The 19,057-nt window shown below is 64.1% G+C and carries 21 protein-coding genes; 15 read left to right on the top strand and 6 right to left on the bottom strand.

Annotated features, from left to right (window positions below; genetic code table 11):
* The 3 genes from QYL93_RS28760 to QYL93_RS28750 all read right to left on the bottom strand — a co-directional run.
* Window positions 1-273 (bottom strand): hypothetical protein (locus QYL93_RS28760; RefSeq protein ID WP_305746883.1); only part of this gene is annotated, 273 nt, incomplete at its 3' end.
* 132 nt (window positions 274-405) lie between these two features.
* Window positions 406-1,251, bottom strand: coding sequence for a hypothetical protein (locus QYL93_RS28755; protein WP_305746882.1), 846 nt, complete (start codon window positions 1,249-1,251; stop codon window positions 406-408).
* 82 nt (window positions 1,252-1,333) lie between these two features.
* Window positions 1,334-1,807, bottom strand: a complete 474-nt coding sequence (locus QYL93_RS28750) for a helix-turn-helix domain-containing protein (protein ID WP_305746881.1) — start codon at window positions 1,805-1,807, stop codon at window positions 1,334-1,336.
* 83 nt (window positions 1,808-1,890) lie between these two features.
* Here QYL93_RS28750 and QYL93_RS28745 point away from each other — a divergent pair, with 83 nt between their 5' ends.
* The 12 genes from QYL93_RS28745 to QYL93_RS28690 all read left to right on the top strand — a co-directional run bounded on the left by QYL93_RS28745 (window position 1,891) and on the right by QYL93_RS28690 (window position 13,841).
* Window positions 1,891-2,016, top strand: coding sequence for a hypothetical protein (locus QYL93_RS28745; protein WP_305746880.1), 126 nt, complete (start codon window positions 1,891-1,893; stop codon window positions 2,014-2,016).
* Window positions 2,006-2,761, top strand: a complete 756-nt coding sequence (locus QYL93_RS28740; protein WP_305746879.1) for an SDR family NAD(P)-dependent oxidoreductase — start codon at window positions 2,006-2,008, stop codon at window positions 2,759-2,761. Before QYL93_RS28745 ends, QYL93_RS28740 begins: the two co-directional genes overlap by 11 nt.
* The gene (locus tag QYL93_RS28735) at window positions 2,761-3,393 is read left to right on the top strand and encodes a 2-hydroxychromene-2-carboxylate isomerase (protein WP_305746878.1); all 633 of its coding nucleotides are present in this window, start codon (window positions 2,761-2,763) and stop codon (window positions 3,391-3,393) included. The genes QYL93_RS28740 and QYL93_RS28735 overlap by 1 nt, the downstream gene beginning before the upstream one ends.
* Window positions 3,394-3,508: 115 nt before the next feature.
* On the top strand, window positions 3,509-4,243 hold the full coding sequence (locus QYL93_RS28730) for a YoaK family protein (RefSeq protein WP_305746877.1): 735 nt from the start codon (window positions 3,509-3,511) through the stop codon (window positions 4,241-4,243).
* Window positions 4,244-4,441: 198 nt separating this feature from the next.
* Window positions 4,442-5,053, top strand: coding sequence for a LemA family protein (locus QYL93_RS28725; RefSeq protein ID WP_305746876.1), 612 nt, complete (start codon window positions 4,442-4,444; stop codon window positions 5,051-5,053).
* 11 nt (window positions 5,054-5,064) lie between these two features.
* Window positions 5,065-6,015 carry a YgcG family protein gene (locus QYL93_RS28720; RefSeq protein WP_305746875.1) on the top strand — a complete coding sequence of 317 codons (951 nt, stop codon included), beginning with the start codon at window positions 5,065-5,067 and terminating at the stop codon, window positions 6,013-6,015.
* Between the two features lie 56 nt (window positions 6,016-6,071).
* The gene (locus QYL93_RS28715; RefSeq protein WP_305746874.1) at window positions 6,072-6,554 is read left to right on the top strand and encodes a TPM domain-containing protein; all 483 of its coding nucleotides are present in this window, start codon (window positions 6,072-6,074) and stop codon (window positions 6,552-6,554) included.
* 403 nt (window positions 6,555-6,957) lie between these two features.
* On the top strand, window positions 6,958-7,773 hold the full coding sequence (locus QYL93_RS28710) for an alpha/beta fold hydrolase (protein WP_305746873.1): 816 nt from the start codon (window positions 6,958-6,960) through the stop codon (window positions 7,771-7,773).
* A 15-nt stretch (window positions 7,774-7,788) separates the two neighbouring features.
* The gene (locus QYL93_RS28705; protein ID WP_305746872.1) at window positions 7,789-11,529 is read left to right on the top strand and encodes a PAS domain S-box protein; all 3,741 of its coding nucleotides are present in this window, start codon (window positions 7,789-7,791) and stop codon (window positions 11,527-11,529) included.
* Between the two features lie 83 nt (window positions 11,530-11,612).
* Complete coding sequence (locus tag QYL93_RS28700) at window positions 11,613-11,894, top strand: TPM domain-containing protein (protein WP_370877062.1); 282 nt, start codon at window positions 11,613-11,615, stop codon at window positions 11,892-11,894.
* Window positions 11,895-12,210: 316 nt separating this feature from the next.
* The gene (locus QYL93_RS28695) at window positions 12,211-13,299 is read left to right on the top strand and encodes a DUF3616 domain-containing protein (protein ID WP_305746871.1); all 1,089 of its coding nucleotides are present in this window, start codon (window positions 12,211-12,213) and stop codon (window positions 13,297-13,299) included.
* A gap of 143 nt (window positions 13,300-13,442) precedes the next feature.
* Window positions 13,443-13,841: a TPM domain-containing protein gene (locus QYL93_RS28690; RefSeq protein WP_305746885.1), complete on the top strand. Its 399-nt coding sequence runs from the start codon at window positions 13,443-13,445 to the stop codon at window positions 13,839-13,841.
* 119 nt (window positions 13,842-13,960) lie between these two features.
* Here QYL93_RS28690 and QYL93_RS28685 read toward each other — a convergent pair whose 3' ends face one another.
* Entirely contained in the window at window positions 13,961-14,890 is a 930-nt protein-coding gene (locus QYL93_RS28685) for an AraC family transcriptional regulator (protein WP_305746870.1), read from the bottom strand.
* Between the two features lie 307 nt (window positions 14,891-15,197).
* On the opposite strand from QYL93_RS28685, the gene QYL93_RS28680 reads away from it, so the two are divergent.
* The 3 genes from QYL93_RS28680 to QYL93_RS28670 all read left to right on the top strand — a co-directional run bounded on the left by QYL93_RS28680 (window position 15,198) and on the right by QYL93_RS28670 (window position 17,293).
* On the top strand, window positions 15,198-15,956 hold the full coding sequence (locus tag QYL93_RS28680) for an SDR family NAD(P)-dependent oxidoreductase (RefSeq protein ID WP_305746869.1): 759 nt from the start codon (window positions 15,198-15,200) through the stop codon (window positions 15,954-15,956).
* 51 nt (window positions 15,957-16,007) lie between these two features.
* A complete protein-coding gene (locus tag QYL93_RS28675; protein WP_305746868.1) occupies window positions 16,008-16,496 on the top strand; it encodes a limonene-1,2-epoxide hydrolase in 489 nt (162 codons plus the stop codon).
* Window positions 16,497-16,615: 119 nt separating this feature from the next.
* Complete coding sequence (locus tag QYL93_RS28670; RefSeq protein ID WP_305746867.1) at window positions 16,616-17,293, top strand: glutathione S-transferase family protein; 678 nt, start codon at window positions 16,616-16,618, stop codon at window positions 17,291-17,293.
* A 25-nt stretch (window positions 17,294-17,318) separates the two neighbouring features.
* Here QYL93_RS28670 and QYL93_RS28665 read toward each other — a convergent pair whose 3' ends face one another.
* Together QYL93_RS28665 and QYL93_RS28660 are read right to left on the bottom strand one after the other, a co-directional pair.
* Window positions 17,319-18,362: an aminoglycoside phosphotransferase family protein gene (locus QYL93_RS28665; protein ID WP_305746866.1), complete on the bottom strand. Its 1,044-nt coding sequence runs from the start codon at window positions 18,360-18,362 to the stop codon at window positions 17,319-17,321.
* A gap of 57 nt (window positions 18,363-18,419) precedes the next feature.
* Window positions 18,420-18,584: a hypothetical protein gene (locus QYL93_RS28660; protein WP_305746865.1), complete on the bottom strand. Its 165-nt coding sequence runs from the start codon at window positions 18,582-18,584 to the stop codon at window positions 18,420-18,422.
* Window positions 18,585-19,057: the final 473 nt, after the last annotated feature.

Here is a 19,057-nt window from a genome sequence, read left to right as displayed (position 1 = left end):
CCTCGTCTGTGCGATCAACTCGCGGTCAATTCCGTTTTCCGCGCAAAGCTCCGAGAGATCATTCATCGCAGCCTCCAGATGCCCTTGGGTGAATGTGAGTTCTGCCACCAGGACATCTTCGCGTTCATCGACCAGCACCCGGATGCTTCTGTCGCCATCCAACGCGCGCCAGACGGAGATCGCGCTGAGCGCATCCGTGGCTGCGCTGGCCTGGGACTTGATGGGCGCTCGGGCGGCTCGGATGAACCTGAATGATTGGGAAATGTTTCGCATCTTGATCGATGTTCGGCCAGCTGCCACTGCATCCAATGGTTGGACTGGGTGGTACTGCCGCCAATGCTACGAAACCTTTTAGACGTCACTGTGTCGGACATCGGCGCAGCTGCGCAAGAGCTCGACGCGAAGTTATCGGGCCACCCTGACGATTCCATACGGGTTGAACTTGAAATCGTCCTCTTCATAGGTGGAGGCGAGCGAGTGCGTGGCGCGGCGCTGCTTGATCACCTCTGCAACGCCGCGCTGTGCCATCTCGTCGGCCACGGCGTCCATCAGGGCCACCACCTGCAGCTCGGTTCCGAGCGACTGCGGCACATACACCTCTGGCAAGCCGACCAGGTGAAAGCCGACACTCTCCAGATAGCCCGCATCCGACAGCGGGCGCTTGGCGAATGCAAGCCGGCCAATGCGGCGCTGTGCCTGCAGGTCATCGGCCTTGATGGCCTCGGCGCCCTGGCGGACAAGCGCCTTCCATCGATCGAGCCCATGCGCGATGCCGGCGCTCTCGCCCTTCACGGCGACGGCCCCGGCATCGATCAGGTGGCCCACCAGAAGCAGTGCACCCATGGAGACCTGGACGGCATTCTGCCGGTTCATGCGCGGCCCCAGCACATACAGCACGGACCGGTGGCTGGCGACCGCCTTGTCGTCTGCGGCGCTCCATGCGTTGGGTGCAACCCGATCACGGCTCACCGCGAAAGACTTCGGCATGCGCTCGTCATGCTCGGGCGTGGAATAGGCCTCGTCCACACTGAACCCGGTCGCGAACTCACGCACTGCACCTGCCACGGCCTGCTTGAGCTGCGCCTGGTTGGCACTTTTACCGAGGAAGCACAGAACGTGGCGCGGCTGCACCGCCGGTTCGGCCGCCGGTGCTGCGGCCTTGCCGCCGGGCGGGCCCGCGTCGGACTTCTGGGCCGAAGCCACCCTCAAGCCCATGGCGGCGGCAATACCGGCTGCAAGCAAACGGCGCATGTTGTTCAAAGCCCTGTCCTCATGTGTTGATGTTGTTGCATTCACAGCCCCGCGCCGATGACCAAGCAGGCGTTTGCTCTTGTCAGCGGTGCGCGTGGTCCGCGTCCTGCGCGCCGGGCCCGGCCTCTACCGTGACCTCGCGCGCAGACAGCGCGGCCCTGCACTCGGAGCACACCGTCACCGGGTCGAACAGGTGCCCGCACCCCGTGTGCCGATGCAGCAGGGGGCGCCCCTCCTTGCCCGCCATGTGCATGTCGCCCCAGTGGACGATGGCCATCAGCACCGGATGAAGGTCCAGGCCCTTGGGCGTGAGGCGGTAGTCGTAGCGCGTGGGTGTTTGCTGGTAGGCCACTTTTTTCAGGACCTTGGCCTCGACCAGCTTGTGCAGCCGGTCCACCAGCATGGGCCGCGATATGGCCAGCCGCTCCTGAAACTCCTCGAAGCGCTTCACGCCGAGAAAGCACTCGCGCAGCACGAGCAGCGTCCAGCGGTCGCCGATCACCGAGACGGTTCGCGCCACCGAGCAGGGCTCGGCCTCCAGTTCTGTCCACTTCATGTCAGGCATTCTACGGTTGACGGGTTCAATTTTCAAACGTACTATTTTTGTGAGTTCAAAAAATAAACGGACAAGGAGACCCGATGCACATCACAGATTCCGATCCCCTGGCCTGCACGCGCCCTGCGCAGGCCGCGTTGCAGGCCACCACCGCTGCAACCAAGCTGCGCCAACACCTACCCGCCAAGGAGGCATGCCATGGGCAATGAACCCCAACCCGTCGCCCCGAGGAACAAGACGGTCGCCGTGATCGGCGCGGGCGACTACATCGGCGCGGCCATCGTGCGCCGCTTTGCCGCCGGCGGCTACACCGTGGTGGCCGGCCGGCGCAATGGCGACAAGCTGGCGCCGCTGGTGGACGAGATCGCGGCCCAGGGAGGCCAGTGCATCGGCAGGTCTCTGGATGCCCGCAAGGAAGAAGAAGTCACCGCCTTTCTGGCCGAGGCCGAACAGATTGCGCCGCTGGCGGTGTGCGTCTTCAACGTGGGCGCGAACGTGAACTACCCGCTGGTCGACACCACCGAGCGGGTGTTCCGCAAGGTCTGGGAGATGGCCTGCTATGCAGGCTTTTTGAGCACGCGCGAGGCGGCGCGCCTCATGCTCCCGCGCAAGGAGGGGTGCATCTTGCTGACCGGGGCCACCGCCGGCCTGCGCGGCGGGCCCGGGTACGCCGCGTTCGCCGCTGCGAAGTTTGGCCTGCGGGCGGTGGCGCAAAGCGCTGCGCGTGAACTGGGGCCTGCCAACATCCACGTGGCCCACCTCGTGATCGATGCCGGCGTGGACACCGAGTGGGTGCGCGCCCGGCGCAAGGAGCGCGATGGCACCGATACCTTCGAACCCGACCAGCTCATGCGGCCTGAGTCCATCGCCCAGACCTACTGGGACCTGCACCTGCAGCCGCGCGATGCCTGGACCCATGAGATGGACCTGCGTCCGTTTGGGGAGAAGTGGTGATGGCGGCTGTCCAACCCGAGTTCCTCTTCGATTTTGGCAGCCCCAATGCCTACCTGTGCCACAAGGTGCTGCCCGCCATCGAGCAGCGCACCGGCACCCGGTTCGCGTACGTCCCCGTGCTGCTGGGCGGCCTCTTCAAGCTCACCAACAACCGCTCCCCCGCAGAGGCCTTCGCCCACATTCCCCACAAGCTGGCCTACGACCGGCTGGAGATGGAGAGGTTCAGGGTGCGGCATGTGCTGCAGGCCTATCGGCACAACCCGCACTTCCCGGTGAACACCCTGAAGATCATGCGCGGTGCGTGCGCCGCGCAGCAGCTGGGCGTGCTGCCCGCCTACGTGGAGGCGGTGTATGCCGCGATGTGGGAGCACGGACGCAACATGGCCGACGACGCCGAGATCGCACAGGTGCTCGGCGCCGCGAACCTGGACGTGGCGGCCCTGCTGGCCGCCTCGCAAGACCCGGCCGTCAAGGCGCAGCTGATGGCCAACACCCAGCGCGCCTGCGATGCCGGCGCCTTCGGGTCGCCCAGCTTTCTGGTCGGCGATGCGCTCTTCTTCGGCAAGGAGCGGCTGCCGGATGTCGAGGAGGAGATTGTTGCCCGCCAGCAGGGCAGGGGGCCCGCCCCCTGAGGCCCTGCAGGCGCTGAATGCCTGAGCGCCCGCGTGCCGGCCAGCTTGCTCTTCTGCCCGAGGTGTTCCAATCGCATACCGCCAAGCATGGTTTTCCGCTGAAGGACAGGAGCTGATGCCGACCAACTACGCCCGATTTCTGGTGGGCCGCCACCGCACGGCGGCGTCCAACCGCCAGCTGGGCTGGTTCCTGGCCTTTGTGGCCGGGGCCATCAATGCCGGGGGCTTTCTGGCGGTGCAGCAGTACACCTCGCACGTCACCGGAATGGTGTCGGCGGTGGCCGACAACCTGGCCCTGGGCCAGCTCGGGCTGGTGGTGGATGGCATCGTGGCCGTGCTGTCGTTTCTGCTGGGGGCGATGTGCTGCGCCGTTCTGGTCAACTTTGCCCGGCGCAAGGGCATGGCGAGCGAGTACGCCCTTCCCTTGTTGCTGGAGTCGGTGCTGATCCTCTGCTTCGGCCTGCTCGGGGCCCGCCTGGCGTCGTTCGAGGGGCTGCTGCTGCCCTTCACGGTGGTGCTGCTGTGCTTCATCATGGGCCTGCAGAACGCGGTGGTGACCAAGCTGTCGGGCGCGGTGATCCGCACCACGCACATGACCGGCATCGTGACCGACCTGGGCATCGAGCTGGGCAAGCTGCTGTACTGGAACGCCGACCGCAGCGCCGCAAACCGGGTGCGTGCCGACCGCGAGCGCATGAAGGTGCTGGGCGGGCTGTTCCTGGCATTTCTGCTGGGCGGCATATCGGGTGCCTTCGGGTTCGAGGCGTTCGGCTACGGCTTCACGATCCCGGTCGCGGTGCTGCTGGCTGTGGTTTCGCTGGTGCCGGCGTGGGATGACTTTCGGCGGTGATGGGCTAGCCGCTCGAAGGCCCGCGCCATGGACAAGGCGATGTCGTTCGCGCACACGTTCAGGTCGAGGTAGCAGCACGTGGTGTCGCTGACTTGGTGTCCACAGGTCTGGGAATAGCCCCGCTCCTACACGTCGCCGCGTGAGAATGGCCTATGTTCGATTCGCCGCCGGGCGCTGTCTTGCCCACGGCCTACGAACATGATCCAACGCCTCACCGCCATCCTTCTTGCCTTTGCTGCCGCCCTCGCACTCACGGGCTGCGGCTACAACGACTTTCAGCGCCTGGACGAACAGTCCAAGGCCGCGTGGAGCGAGGTGCTCAACCAGTACCAGCGCCGCGCAGAGCTGGTGCCCAACATCGTGGCCAGCGTGAAGGGCGAGGCCAATTTCGAGCAGGAGACGCTGACCCGCGTGGTGCAGGCCCGCGCCCAGGCCACCGCCATCCAGGTCACGCCCGAGACCCTCAACGACCCCGAGGCCATGCGCAAGTTCCAGGCGGCGCAGGGCGAGCTGTCGAGCGCGCTGTCGCGCTTGATCGCCGTGTCCGAGCGCTACCCCACGCTGCAGGCCAACCAGGGCTTTCGCGATCTGCGCGTGACGCTGGAGGGCACCGAGAACCGCATCGCCGTGGCGCGCAACCGCTACATCGACACCGTGCAGCAGTACAACACCCTGGCGCGCAGCTTTCCGACCAACATCACGGCCAAGGTGTTCAGCTACGCGCCCAAGCCGCCGATGGCCGTGCCTAATGAGGCGCAGATATCCACCCCACCCACGGTGGATTTTTCGTCCACCCCCCAAAAGCCGTGAGCTGCGGGCCCATGCCGCACGCCAACGCCTCCTGGCGCCACCTCGTGGTTGCCGCCACGCTGCTGCTGGGGGCACTCTGCGCCGGGGCCCAGGCGCCCGTGCAGCCGGTGCCGGCCCTTACCGGCCATGTGGTGGATGGCACGGGCACGCTCAGTGCAGCGCAGCGCGATGCCCTTGAAACGCAGCTGGCCGCGCTGGAGACCAGCCAGGGCAGTCAGGTGGTGGTGCTGATGGTGCCCACCACCGCCCCCGAGGACATTGCCGCCTACGCCAACCGCGTGGCCAACCAGTGGAAGATAGGGCGCCGCGACGTGGGCGACGGCGTGCTGGTGCTGGTGGCCAAGGACGACCGCAAGATGCGCATCGAAGTGGCCAAGGCGCTCGAAGGCGCCATCCCCGACATATCGGCGGCGCGCATCATCGACGGCACCCTGCAGCCGCGCTTTCGTGCTGGCGACTTTGCCGGCGGTCTGCAGGCTGCGGCCACGCAACTGGGTGCACTGATTGCGCACGAGCCGCTGCCTGAACCTTCAGCGCCACAGTCACAGCAAGCGCCGGGCCAAGGCATCGGCTCGGGCTTTGGCTGGGGCGAGGCCGCCATCATGCTGGTGATGGGCGTGCTGGTCGGCGGGCCGATCGCGCGCTCGATGTTTGGCAGCGCATTCGGCTCGGTCGTCACGGGCGGTGCGGCGGGCGTGGGCGCCTTTGTGCTCACGTCCAGTGTGCTGCTGGCGGGGCTTGCCGGTGTGGCGGGCCTGTTGTTCACGCTGTTGGCCGGCGCAGGCCGGCGCACCACCATGCGCCAGGGCGGCTCTGGCGGCCCTTGGGGCGGTGGGCTCGGGGGCCTGGGAGGCCTCGGCGGGGGCGGCTTCGGCGGGGGGTCGCGCGGTGGATCGGGCGGCGGCTTCAGCTCGGGCGGCGGTGGCAACTTCGGCGGGGGCGGTGCCTCCGGGGGGTGGTAGCCATGGCCTTGGCCCTGTCTCTTTCCCGGTCCTTGCGCGCGCTGCGGCGCCTGGCCATGCACCGCTGGCAGGAGGGCGATGTGCGCCGGGCCTTGCCCGACGCCGCCTTGGCACGCCTGTCGGCGCGCGTGGCGGCCAGCGAGCAGCTGCACACCGGGCAGATCCGCATCTGCGCAGAAGGCGCGCTGCCCTGGAGCTACCTGCACCGCGACGCCACCGCCCGCGAACGTGCCCTCATGCTGTTCAGCAAGCTGCGCGTGTGGGACACCGAGCACAACAACGGCGTGCTGATCTACCTGCTGGTGCCCGAGCACGCCATCGAGATCGTCGCCGACCGCGGCCTGGCGCGCAGCGTGGCGCCGGGCGAATGGGAGGCGCTGGTGTCCCAACTGGCGGTGCACCTGCGCGAAGGCCGCTACGAAGAAGGCCTGGCGCAGGCGGTGGATGCGGTGTCGGCCAAACAGGCGGTGCATTTCCCCAGGCGGGGCGCCGGCACCGCTCACGCCAACGAGTTGCCTGATGCGCCGGTGGTTCGGTGAGTGATTGGTTGATTGGACCTGCCCGCCTCGCTGCCGGTCGTGGAGTTTGTTGGGGTGCACGACATCTGCACGGGGGCTGAGCGACGCCGGGATCGCATCGCTGTGCAGGCTGCAGCGGATTGCCGGGAGCACGACCAGACCACATACGACTGCCAGCGCAGGACGCACCCACGATACTGACAGTCTTTCACCCTGCAGGAGTACCTCGAAATCGAAGAGGCAATGCGCTCCATAACTTTCTTGCCGGCTCACATATTGCACGGAAGGGCAGTTATTCACTGCGGACTTTGGCACAATGCACGCCAACCGACCGAAGCAATCGCGCTATCTTTCTGTGAATGGTGCGCGAAGCCACTGACTGATTGCCGTGTGCGTGGCAAGCTCTATTGAGCAGGAAGTTTTCATGAATGTTCTGAAGCGAAACAACGTCAAGGTTCTTGGCGAGACCGGGCCAGTTCTGCTTTATGCGCATGGATTCGGCTGTAACCAGGACATGTGGAACCACGTGACCCCTGCCTTCGCAGCCACGCATCGCCAGGTGGTTTTCGATTACGTGGGCAGCGGCAATTCGGATCGCGCCGCCTTCGACCCGCAGCGATACGCTGACCTGAAAGGTTACGCACAAGATGTTGTCGAAGTCTGCGACGCCCTGGGGCTGCATGAAGGCGTGACCTTCGTCGGTCATTCGGTCAGTTGCAGCATTGGCATATTGGCATCGATCGAACGGGCGGCGTTGTTCGACAGGCTCATCCTGCTGGGCCCATCGCCTTGCTTTTTGAACGATCCCGCGGGCTATGCCGGAGGCTTCGAGCGTGAAGATCTGGAGGGTTTGCTGACCCTCATGGAGCAGAATTACATGGGCTGGGCCCAGTACCTTGCACCTGTCGTCGCCGGCGCCTCAGGCGACGGCGAAGTGGCGAGCACCTTGAACGACAGCTTCTGTTCGACGGACCCTGCGGTAGCACGCGTGTTCGCGCGCGCCACGTTCTTCGCGGACAACCGAGCCGACTTGCCCAAAGTTTCACGCCCATCGCTGCTCTTGCAACACCGCAAAGACAACCTGGCCCCCTTGGGCGTGGGGGAGTATCTTCACGCGCATATGCCAGCCAGCACTCTGCAGATCCTTGACGTGGAGGGCCATTGCGCGCACATGAGCAACCCTGCGCTTGTGATTGAGGCGATGCGCGACTACATGGCGTCAACCACCTCTGCGGCCTGACGTGGCATCTTTGCCATGACCCTGTTGGACGAGCTGCCCTGCGCCGTTTTGATCACGGATGGGGTGGGGCGTGTACTGGACGTCAACTCAGAACTCCTGGGCTTGGTGGGTGGCTCGCGTGAAAGCCGCATTGGCAGCTCGATCGAGGACCTGATGCCGCCCGCCAGCCGCATCTTCCTGCAGACCCACGTGTGGCCGACCTTGATACGCGATACCCGCATTCAGGAGATTCACCTTCAGGTGATCGGCGCTGACAACACGCGCGTGCCCGTGCTGTTGAACTGCCGCTTGGGTGAGCATCTGCGCCAGCGGGCCTATTACTGGACCCTGTTTGCCGCCCGTGATCGACACCGCTTCGAGGCTGAGCTCGTCGAGCAGCGCAATCTGGCGGAAGCCGCCAACCGGGCACTTATCGAGAGCCAGCGTTTCGTCAAGGGGATCACAGACGCGATTCCTGGGCTGGTAGACTATTGGGACAAGGATCTGCGCTGTCGCTTCGCCAACAAGGCCTACGAGGAATGGTTTGGCCGGCGACCAGACGACCTCATCGGCGTGTCTTTGCAAGAACTGCTGGGTGGCACCGTATTCGCGTTGAACGAGGGCTACATCCGCGGTGCGCTGGCGGGCCAGGAACAGGTGTTCGAACGGGAATTGACCAAGGCAGACGGCAGCATTGGCCATACCTTGGCTCACTACGTGCCCGACCTGGTCAAGGGCGAGGTTCGCGGCTTTTTCGTGATGGTCAGCGACGTCACCGCGCTCAAGTCGGCGCAGGTCGCACTTGAAGAGGCCCAGAGACTCGGGCAGACCGGCAGTTGGAGCTGGCGGGTTGACGTCGACCGGGTTGAGTGGTCTGCGCAGATGTATTCGATCTTTGGCTTCGACCCCAAATCGACTGCGCCGAGCTTTGCAGCGCACGCCAGTATCTTTGCAGAACAGGACTACACCAGACTCACCGAGCAGCTGGCGCTGACCCTGAAGACGGGCGAGTCTTACGCGCTGGAACTTCTTTACCGGCGCCCTGACGGTCGACACGGCTGGGTAGAGGCCCGTGGTGAGGCCGTTCGCAGCGTGTCGGGGAAGATCATTGGCTTGCGAGGGACCATCCAGGACATCACGCAGCGCCAAGAGCAGCAGTTGGCGTTGGAAGTGGCGCAGGGCCGCCTGCAGTCCATGTACGAGACCACGCCAGCCATGCTCCATTCCATCGACGCCCAAGGCCGACTGCTGCATGTCAGCAATGCATGGCTGGCCTGCCTTGGCTACCGACGGGACGAAGTGATCGGGCGGCCATCGTCATACTTCATGACTGAAGAATCGCGCATGCGCGCGGTCAAAGATGTTCTTCCCAGATTCTTTGCGACAGGCCGCTGTGACGAGGTGCCGTATCAAATGGTGACGAGCAGTGGCGACATTGTCGATGTACTGCTGTCTGCCATCCTTGAGCGCGATTCAGCCGGTCAACCGGTTCGCAGTCTCGCAGTCGTCCAGGACGTGACGCTGCGTCGGCGTGCCGAGCGCGAACTTGCAAGAGAGCACGAGCGCCAGCGCAATCTGATCGAAGGCACGAACGCTGGCACCTGGGAGTGGAATGTTCAGACCGGTGAGGTCATCGTCAACTCGCGCTGGGCAGCAATTCTCGGCTGGTCTCTCGAAGAGCTGGGTGCCGTGACGAACCAGTTCCGGGCCGACATCGCCCACCCCGATGAGCTACCCCAGACGCGGGTGCTGCTGCGCGAGCACTTTGCCGGGCGCTCCGATGCTTATGTCGCGGAAGTGCGCCTGCGCCATCGCGATGGCCATTGGGTCTGGCTCGAAGACCGCGGGCGGCTCATCACCCGCACGGCCGACGGGCGGCCGGAATGGGTCTACGGCATCCACATCGACATCACCGAGCGCAAGCGGCGCGACGAAGCCTTGCGCAGCCTGAGCAGGGAGCTGGCGGATCAGCACGAATTGATGCGGGTTACGTTGAAGTCCATCGGTGACGCCGTGATCACGACCGACGCATATGGCTTGATCAGCTGGCTCAACCCGGTGGCCGAGCGGATGACTGGTTGGCTGTCTTCCGAAGCGCTGGGGCGACCGCTTGTGCAAGTCTTTCACATCGTCAATGAAGAAACCCGCGAGCCCACACCTGACCCGGTGGCCGCCTGCATGGCAGAACGTCGAATTGTCGGGCTGGCTCAGCAGACGCTCTTGATCTCGAGGGACAACACCGAGTACGGCATTCAGGACTCTGCAGCCCCCATATTGAATGCACAGGGTGAGATGCTCGGCGTCGTCCTGGTGTTCCATGACGTCAGTGAGCAGCGGCGCTTGAGCGGGGAGATGACCTATCGTGCCACCCACGATGCGCTGACTGGCTTGGTCAATCGGGGGGAGTTTGAGACTCGCATGCTGCGCACATTGCGCCACGCGCAGGAGAACGACAGCCATCATGCCCTGATGTACATCGATCTCGACCAATTCAAGCTGGTCAACGATGCCTGTGGCCATGCGATCGGCGATCAGTTGCTGCAGCAGGTCAGCAAGCTTCTGGCCGATGCCGTGCGCACCCGCGACACCCTCGCTCGCCTCGGGGGCGATGAATTCGCGATCATCCTGGAACACTGCACGATGGATCAGGCCAGTCGCGTTGCCCAGAAGATTTGCGATCGCATGGATGATTTCCGCTTCATCCACGAGGACCGGCGTTTCCGCATCGGCACCAGCATTGGCCTCGTTCCAGTGGACAAGCGCTGGGCAAGTACCTCGGCCATCCAGCAGGCAGCAGACACCTCGTGCTATGCGGCCAAGGAAGCGGGGCGAAACCGGGTCCATGCCTGGTTCGACACCGACGCGGCCATGCGCGCCAGAAGCCATGAAATCCAGTGGACATCGCGAATCGAGAACGCGCTCGATAGCGATGGCTTCGAGTTGTTTGCGCAACGCATCGAATGCCTGAAGGGGCAGGCTCAGGGCATTCATGCGGAGGTCCTGTTGCGCATGCGCAATGCGGATGGGACGCTGGTGCAGCCGGGATCATTTCTGCCAGCGGCCGAGCGCTTTCACTTGGTCTCGAGAGTTGACCGATGGGTACTGAGCCGATCAGTCGATTGGCTTCGAAACCTGCCCTCGCCCGACATTATCGAGAGTTTGAGCGTCAATCTTTCTGGGCAGTCGATGGGGGATCGGGCCTTCCATGCATGGGCATACCAGCTATTCGCCGAGATTGGGCAGTCCGTTTGTTGCAGGCTTTGCCTCGAAATCACTGAAACAGCTGCGGTTACCAACCTTGCCGACGCGGCGGTTTTCATCGGCCGGGTTCGAATGGCAGGAGTGAAGGTTTCGCTCGATGACTTTGGGGCAGGCGCTTCGTCGTTCGGCTATCTCAAGGCCTTGCCGGTGGACTACCTCAAGATCGACGGACAGTACATCCGCAACCTGGTTAAAGACCCGCTGGACGACGCCGCAGTCCGCTGTTTCGCCGATGTAGCCCGGCTGATGGGCATCAAGACGGTGGCGGAATTCGTTGAAAACACGGAGGTGCTCGATCGCCTGCAAGTGATCGGGGTGGATTATGCGCAGGGCTATCTTCTGCACCGCCCCGAGCCTATCGGCTGCTTGATCGAAAGTGGATGTGGAAAAGAAACTGGCTCCCCCCCAGAGGGGAGTTCGCTTGGCCGCACGGAGACAGGATTCGAGCCGTCGAGTTCGGAAAACGCGTCAGGCCAAACATCCGCCAGCCAGGTTACCCAATCAAGGGTTTCTTGAAGGACCGGTGCTGCAGTAACAGCAGCGTCTCAATCTGCCTGCAGGCTGTGCGGCAGGTAACCTGAATTCTCAACAAGCTGCGCGTGTGGGACACCGAGCACAACAACGGCGTGCTGATCTACCTGCTGGTGCCCGAGCACGCCATCGAGATCGTCGCCGACCGTGGCCTGGCCCGCTGCGTGGCGCCAGGCGAGTGGCAGGCGCTGGTGTCCCAGCTGGCTGTGCACCTGCGTGAAGGCCGCTACGAAGAAGGCCTGGCGCAGGCGGTGGATGCGGTGTCGGCCAGGCAGGCGGCGCATTTCCCCAGGCGGGGCGCCGGCACCGCTTACGCCAACGAGTTGCCTGATGCGCCGGCTGTTCGGTGAGTGAGTGATTGGATGGGCCTGCGCGGCTCAATGCAGCGGCGGGAGGGTAGGGCGCTGGCCGGGACTCTCTACCCGCGCAGGTACGGGATATTGCTGCGATCAAGAGCTGCCAACAACGTTCAGCGAAGCGGTTCTGACTAGGCCGCACTGAACCCCAGCCGCCGGGCTCGCAGCTCTTGAAGGCCCTGTGGGCCACCGCAGGCAAGCCTGCGATCCAAGGACAACTTCGGCCGCTCACTTCGAGGTTGGATGGCCGCTGTATGCTGGCGCTGCAGGCTGTGGCCTTTGCAACAACGCCTTTCACGGAGAACCCACCATGCCCAACACCCGAAGCGCGAACGCTGTTCGCCTGGAATTTGCGCCCGACTCCCTTGTTCAAAGCAATCTGTCGGGTGCGGCGTTTACCGGCGACTGGCTCTGGGTGGCTGGCGATGAAGCCTGCGGCCTGGACCGGCTGCGCAGGCTCGATCCCGTGGGCCAGGAAGTCTTGCGCTTTGGCGAGGTGCGCGACTTCAAGCTGGACGACCTGCTGGACTTGCCCGGCGCGGCCGGCGAGGAGGCCGACCTGGAAGGCATGGCGGTGGCCGATGGCTTTCTGTGGGTCGTGGGCTCGCATGGCTTGAAGCGCAAGAACACCAAGCCTGACCGGGACCACGCCGACAACGCCAAGCGCCTGGCGAAAGTGGCGCTCGATGGCAACCGCCGCCTGCTGGCATGTCTGCCCATCGAGCCTGACGCCAACGGCGAGCCCTGCCTGGTTCGAGAGGCGCAGGACGGCCGGCGGGCCCTGCGGCTCAAGGGCGATGCGCAAAGCAACCTGCTGACCCGCGCGCTGGCCGACGACCCCCATTTCGGCCCCTACATGGCGATCCCGGGCAAGGACAACGGTTTGGACATCGAAGGCCTGGCGGTGGACGGGCGCCGGCTGCTGCTCGGCCTGCGCGGCCCGGTGCTGCGCGGCTGGTCGGCGCTGATCGAGATCGAAGTCGAGGCGCGCGGGGACCAGCTGCGCCTTGTGCCGCTGGACGCCACCGGCATCCTGCTGCGCAAACACTTCCTTCAGCTTGACGGTCTGGGGGTGCGAGACCTGCATTTTTCCGGCGACGACCTCTACATACTGGCTGGCCCGACGATGGTGCTGAACGGCGACATCCGCGTCTTCAAGTGGCCTGCAGCGCGCCCATTGCTGGCCGCCAACCGGGAGCCGGCACGCTTCGAGGCGGGTCTGACCGAATCGGTCTCGCTGCCGCACGGGCACGGTACCAATCGCGCCGAGGCGATCTGCGACCTGCCGCCGGGGCTGGCAGGGCGAAAGCCGAGCTGGCTTGTGCTGTATGACGCGCCCGGGGCCGACCGCAAGGAAGGCGAGGCCACCGTGTTCGGTGACCTGCTGCGCCACGATTGAGTCAACTGTCGGCGCTGCTTCGGTGCCACCAGTTCGCCGCAAGAGTTGCGAGGCACTTGGCGTGCGACGAAGAGCTGATTCCCTACGTGTTGCGCGTATCGGTACATCGGTGTGCTTGCAAGGCCAGCTGCTACTTCTGCTTCATTCAGCTGCACACGGGGCAGATCCGCATCTGCGCAGAAGGCGCGCTGCCCTGGAGCTACCTGCACCGCCACGCCACGGCCCGCGAACGTGCCCCCATGCTGTTCAGCAAGCTGCGCGTGTGGGACACCGAGCACAACAACGGCGTGCTGATCTACCTGCTGGTGCCCGAGCACGCCATCGAGATCGTCGCCGACCGCGGCCTGGCCTGCTGCGTGGCGCCGGGCGAATGGGAGGCGCTGGTGTCCCAACTGGCGGTGCACCTGCGCGAAGGCCGCTACGAAGAAGGCCTGGCGCAGGCGGTGGATGCGGTGTCGGCCAGGCAGGCGGTGCATTTCCCCAGGCTGGGCGCCGGTATGGCTCACGCCAACGAGTTGCCGGATGCGCCGGTGGTTCGGTGAGTGATGGATTGGCGCCTGCGCGGCTTGCTGTAGAGGCGTGAGGGCAGGGCGCTGGCAGAGGTTCCACCCTCTACACTGCAACGATGGCTGGGTGGTGCAGCCAACAGGCTGGTGGCAAATCAGAGCCCGGGCCCGGGAGGTGTCTCTCGCCTTTCCGGAGTCCCGGCGTTGGCATGCATGCTGCGTCGCAAGTCCTGGCTGGGGCTGGCGTCGAAGTGCCTCAGATAGTCGCGGCTGAACTGCGACGAGCTCTCGTAGCCCACAGCGAACGCCGCACCGGATACGTTGTGCTCGCCGCCCAACAGCAGGCGGCGCGCCTCCAGCAGGCGAAGGTGCTTCTGGTACTGCAGCGGGCTGAGGCCTGTGATCTCCCGAAAGCTCCGATTCAGACTCGCCCGGCTCATCCCGCATGCTGCGCCGACATCATCGATCCTGATGGGCTGGTTGAAGTTCTGACCAATCCAGCCGATGGCCTTTCGTACCTTCGGCAGCGGCCCCTTGGCACTCGCAACCTGGCGCAACAGCGTTCCATGGGGGCCGTTCAACAAGCGATAGAGCAACTCTCGTTCAACCAGGGGGGCCAGAATGGGAATGTCCTGAGGCCGCTGCATCAGCACCAAGGCACGGGCCAGGACATCTTCAAGCTCCCGCCCCATGGGCGCGGTCGACAACCCCAACTCGCTGCCTTCGCCGCCGCGCGAAGCAGGCATGGACAGGATCAGCTCATTGAGCACCACCGGGTCCAGCACCAGCGTGAGCGCGACATAGGGCCGTTGGCGCGCATCATCCCTGTAGACCTGTCCCATGAGCGGCAGATCCAGTGCGCTGACCAGATAGTGGCCCGCCTCGTAGTGCAGCACCTTGTCACCGAAGGAGACGCGCTTGCTTCCTTGCAGGATGAAACACGCCATGGCGCGGTACTGGCACGCATTCTCATTGTCCTGCCCTTGGTCGACGTGCAACTCGATGCGGGGAATGCCCGACTTCAAGGTACCCGGCTGGATGCCGTGCAGCACCGTTTCCAGCGGGGTCGAAAGGTGGGTGTCCATGGGGGGCTCGGGGGTATCTAGTGTCCTGTCCCGTAAATAAATGCCAATAAAACCGCGTCTTTCACGCCAGGGCAGCGTTGCAAATCCTCGCGATAGCACTGGCTATCGCTGCGGTTTGCGCCTTGCCCTGGCGCGAAATCCATCGGATTTATTTTTGGCATCTATTTACGGGACAGAACACTAGGGGGTGAGTCGATCGTGCAAGAGAACAAGCGTATCAGGCAAGCCATGAAAAGCGCTTCGCCATAAATTGTGAGCTCTTGGCGATTTCCGCCATTTCAATCACAGAAATGAAGTGAGTTCAGATATGACAGCAAAGATCGCGCTGATTACCGGTGCAAGCCGCGGACTTGGCCGCAACATGGCCCTGCACCTGGCCGAGCGGGGTGTCGGCATCATCGGAACCTACCGCACGGGCCAGAACGAAGCCGAGGTGCTGCAACGCGAGATTGAAGAGCGGGGAGGCAAGGCGGTGATGTGTCGGCTGGATGTGGCCGACACCGCGTCTTTTGCCCCGTTCAGCGAAGCCGTGGGCGCTGCGCTGCAGGAGCGCTTTGGGCGCGCGCGCTTCGACTACCTCGTCAACAACGCCGGCATCGGCTTGCATGCCCCGTTCACCGACACGACCGAAGCGCAGTTCGACGCTCTGGTCGATGCCCATCTGCGCGCACCGCTTTTTCTGACGCAACGATTGCTGCCCCTCCTAGAAGACGGCGGCAGCATCCTGAATGTCTCTTCGGGCTTTGTGCGTTTCACGCTGCCAGGCTACAGCGTTTACGCGGCGGTAAAGGCTGCCGTGGAAGTGTTGACCCGCTACATGGCCGTCGAGCTTGGCGCGCGCCGAATCCGGGTGAACACAATCGCCCCCGGAGCCATCGCGACCGACTTCATGGGTGGCGCGGTGCGCGACAACGAGGGTGTCAACGCCTATGTGGCCCAAGGCATCGCACTGGGGCGTGTGGGCCAGCCCGATGACGTCGGGCGAGCGGTAGCCGCCATTCTGTCCGCCGACATGGCATGGGCCAGTGGCACATCGTTCGATGTGTCAGGCGGGCAGTTGCTGTAGACCCAAGCCCAAGCATCGAATTTCAGTTCGAGATGACCGAGAGATTTCCACATGAAGTTTGCGCTTGTAGCAATCGCCGCCATGGTGCTCTCCACGGGTGCCTGGTCTCAGGTGTGCGATACGTCCAGCAAGACAAAGGAAAGAAAAATGCCAACACCCATCGAAACCGTCACAGCCTTCAGCGCTGCTTTCCCTTCGGACAACGGCAAAGCAGCAGTTCGGCGATGGTTCACTCCCAGAACCGTCTGGGTCAATGAAGGCGTATCGACTACTACGGGCATTGAAGAGGCGATAGCCTTCCTGGAGCGGCCCGGCAGATCGCTGGACATCGCGGCAGTCCATTTCCACATGCTTGCTATCGCTGCGGACGGCAATCGCGTGCTGACAGAGCGACTGGACCGCTTCGTAAGCGCAGATGGGAGCGCGATCGCCGCAGTGAAGGTGATGGGCATCTTTGAGGTGGAGGGCGATTGCATCGTCGCTTGGCGTGATTACTTCGACGTCAACTTTGCAAAGAAATTATCGAAAGATCAGCGATAGGTTACGTCGTAGCGGCTAAAAGTCGCACAGTGGAAACCAAGGAAGGCTTCATCGAGAAGTATGCCCCGCTTGATTCCACGCCAACTGTCCCCCGAACCCTCCAATTTATTGAAGCCTCCATGTCGACCTCTGCACTCAGCCTCATCAGCCACCCCCTGTGCCCGTATGTACAGCGCGCCGCTATCGTGCTGCTGGAAAAAGGCATCCCCTTTGACAGGATCAACGTGGACCTTTCGGCAAAGCCTGCCTGGTTCCTGGCGATGTCGCCGACCAGCAAGGTGCCCTTGCTCCAGATCCATGGCGGCGATGGTACGCACCAGGTGCTGTTCGAAAGCATGGCCATCTGCGAATATCTGGACGAGACACAGCGCGGCGCACCACTGCATCCGAGCGACCCCCTGGTACGCGCGCAACACCGCGCCTGGATCGAGTTCGGGTCGGCGACCCTGGCCGATGCCTGGGGCTATTTGAACGCCAGGGATTCCACCGCAGCCAGCATGAAAGCCGTGGTTTTCAGGGACAAGCTCGAGCGGCTTGAAGACGCACTCGGCGCCGGCCCGTACTTCGGCGCAAGCCAGTTCAGCATGGTCGATGCCGTGTTCGCGCCGCTCTTTCGCTATTTCGAGGGACTGCCCGCTGAAGGCAATGCAGCGCTTTTCGACGGGCTGGCCAAGGTCGGGCTCTGGCGCCAGAGTCTCGCAGCGCGGCACAGCGTCGTCGCGGCAGCACCCCGCGACTATGCAGCGCTTTTTCAGGGCCACTTGCAACGGGTTGGTTCCTGGCTGGCACCGCAGTAGCCGGGCTTTCGTTCGGTGCCATGGGTCACTCCAGCAAATCCAGGCAGCCCAAATCCTCCACCGCATGCGCCACCCGGGTGAGCTGGGGCCACCAGACGAAGGCGGACATGCCCCGCGCGAACCTCGCCATCGGTGTGCGCAGGTGCAGCAACACCGCAAGCCGGTAGTCCTGCTGAAACGCCTCACGCGAATAGCCCGCCACACCGTGGGCGGTGAGCACTGCGTGGTAGCGGTCGAGCAGTGGCATTTCAAAGCGCTGGCGCACGGCGCGATCCCACTGCAGGGCCATCATGTAGGCCAGGTCCCAGACACCGGTGCCCACATGCCAGCCATCCCAGTCGATGAGCTTGGCGACCCCGGCTGCGCTGTCGCGTGGAACCATCCAGTTCCAGACGTGGGCATCGCCATGGACCAGGGTCCTGTGCTGGAATTGGTTGGCCTGCTCGATGAGCGCCGGGAGCCCGGGCAGGAACTGCGCGTAGATGCCCCGCGTGCGCTCGTCCAGCGCATCGCCGGCCTGCGCAAACAGGCGCTCGCAGGCGCCTGGCAGCCATTCCGATGCCTCAAGCCGGCTCCAGAGCGTGGGGCCCATGCCGGGCACGGTGCCCTGATCGCCACCGGTCCAGCCGATGGCATGGAGCCGCGCCAGCGCTTCAACGATGAGGGTGCAGCGTTCGAACGTGGGCGGTAAGGGCTCAGCGCTGGGCTGCTGGTGCGACTCCGACAGGTCTTCCATCAGCAGCCAGGTGCGGCCCGTGGGTTCGTCCACGCCCCCGGCGTAGAACCGGGGGATGACCGGGCTGTTCAGGTGCCTGGCGATGGTCTCGTAGAACGGCAGTTCCGGTTGTCCAAACCCGGGGTGTGACACCTTCAACACGGCCCGCGCCGGGGCGCCTGTGGGGTGGCTCCATGCCAGCGTCACGCCGGTCAGATCGGAAAGGTAGCCTGATGCACCGATGGCGCTGGGCACGGCGCTGAGCAGCGATGCACCGCTGGGCTCCTGGTGCCGGGCCATGTGCTCCCCCAGCAACGAGGGGGCCAGCAAACGCTCCAAAATCGAACTGTCCAAATTGGCTCCTTGGGGGGGCTGCATTTTCAACGGCCGTGGTGTACCCGGCGCCCACACTCAGCGCTCGGTAGCGTTGCCCTTTTTGCCAGTGATGGCAGAGACAAGCACCTCGATCACGAGGGCCAGCACGATGACGACACCGGCAGCCTCTGCATGCCCGGCCACGTAGAGGACGAGCGGGACGAGCACACCTGCAAGGGAAAAATAGTGCATGGGTTTCAAGCCTGACCTCCTGGTGTTGTGGCCGCCAGCCCGGGGGCCGGCAGCGACGATTGCATATGCCGGCCATTGTGCATCGCCGGCCATCGGGCCCACCGTGCGCTCGGGTGTGTACCCGTCGAGCGCGTGGCGCCCTGCGAAGAATGGGGGATGGACATGCAGCCCCTCACCGCGCATGCTGCGATGTTTTGACGGGGCAACCCGGTGTTTGTCATGGCGCAACGGCGCTTTCGTTCAGGCACCTGGGGGCCGGGCAGCGCCGCTGTTCAACGGTTTGCTCCGTTTTTGTTGTTCAGGTGTTTTCATTTCTTTTTATCTTTTGCTGAAAGATTGACCCCCATGACTCCGCTTCGGGTCTGCAACGGCGGCTGCATTTTTTTGCATTCACCCTGGCCATGCTTCAACCAACACTGTTTCTTTCGGTTCTGATGCTTGCAGGTTGCGGGGGCGCATCTGGGACTTCAAACGTTCAAATC

The sequence above is a fragment of the Acidovorax sp. A1169 genome, assembly GCF_030704685.1.
Lineage (GTDB): Bacteria > Pseudomonadota > Gammaproteobacteria > Burkholderiales > Burkholderiaceae_C > Acidovorax.
Note: the sequence above shows the minus strand (reverse complement) of the source record. Positions and strands in the feature narration are given on the sequence as shown.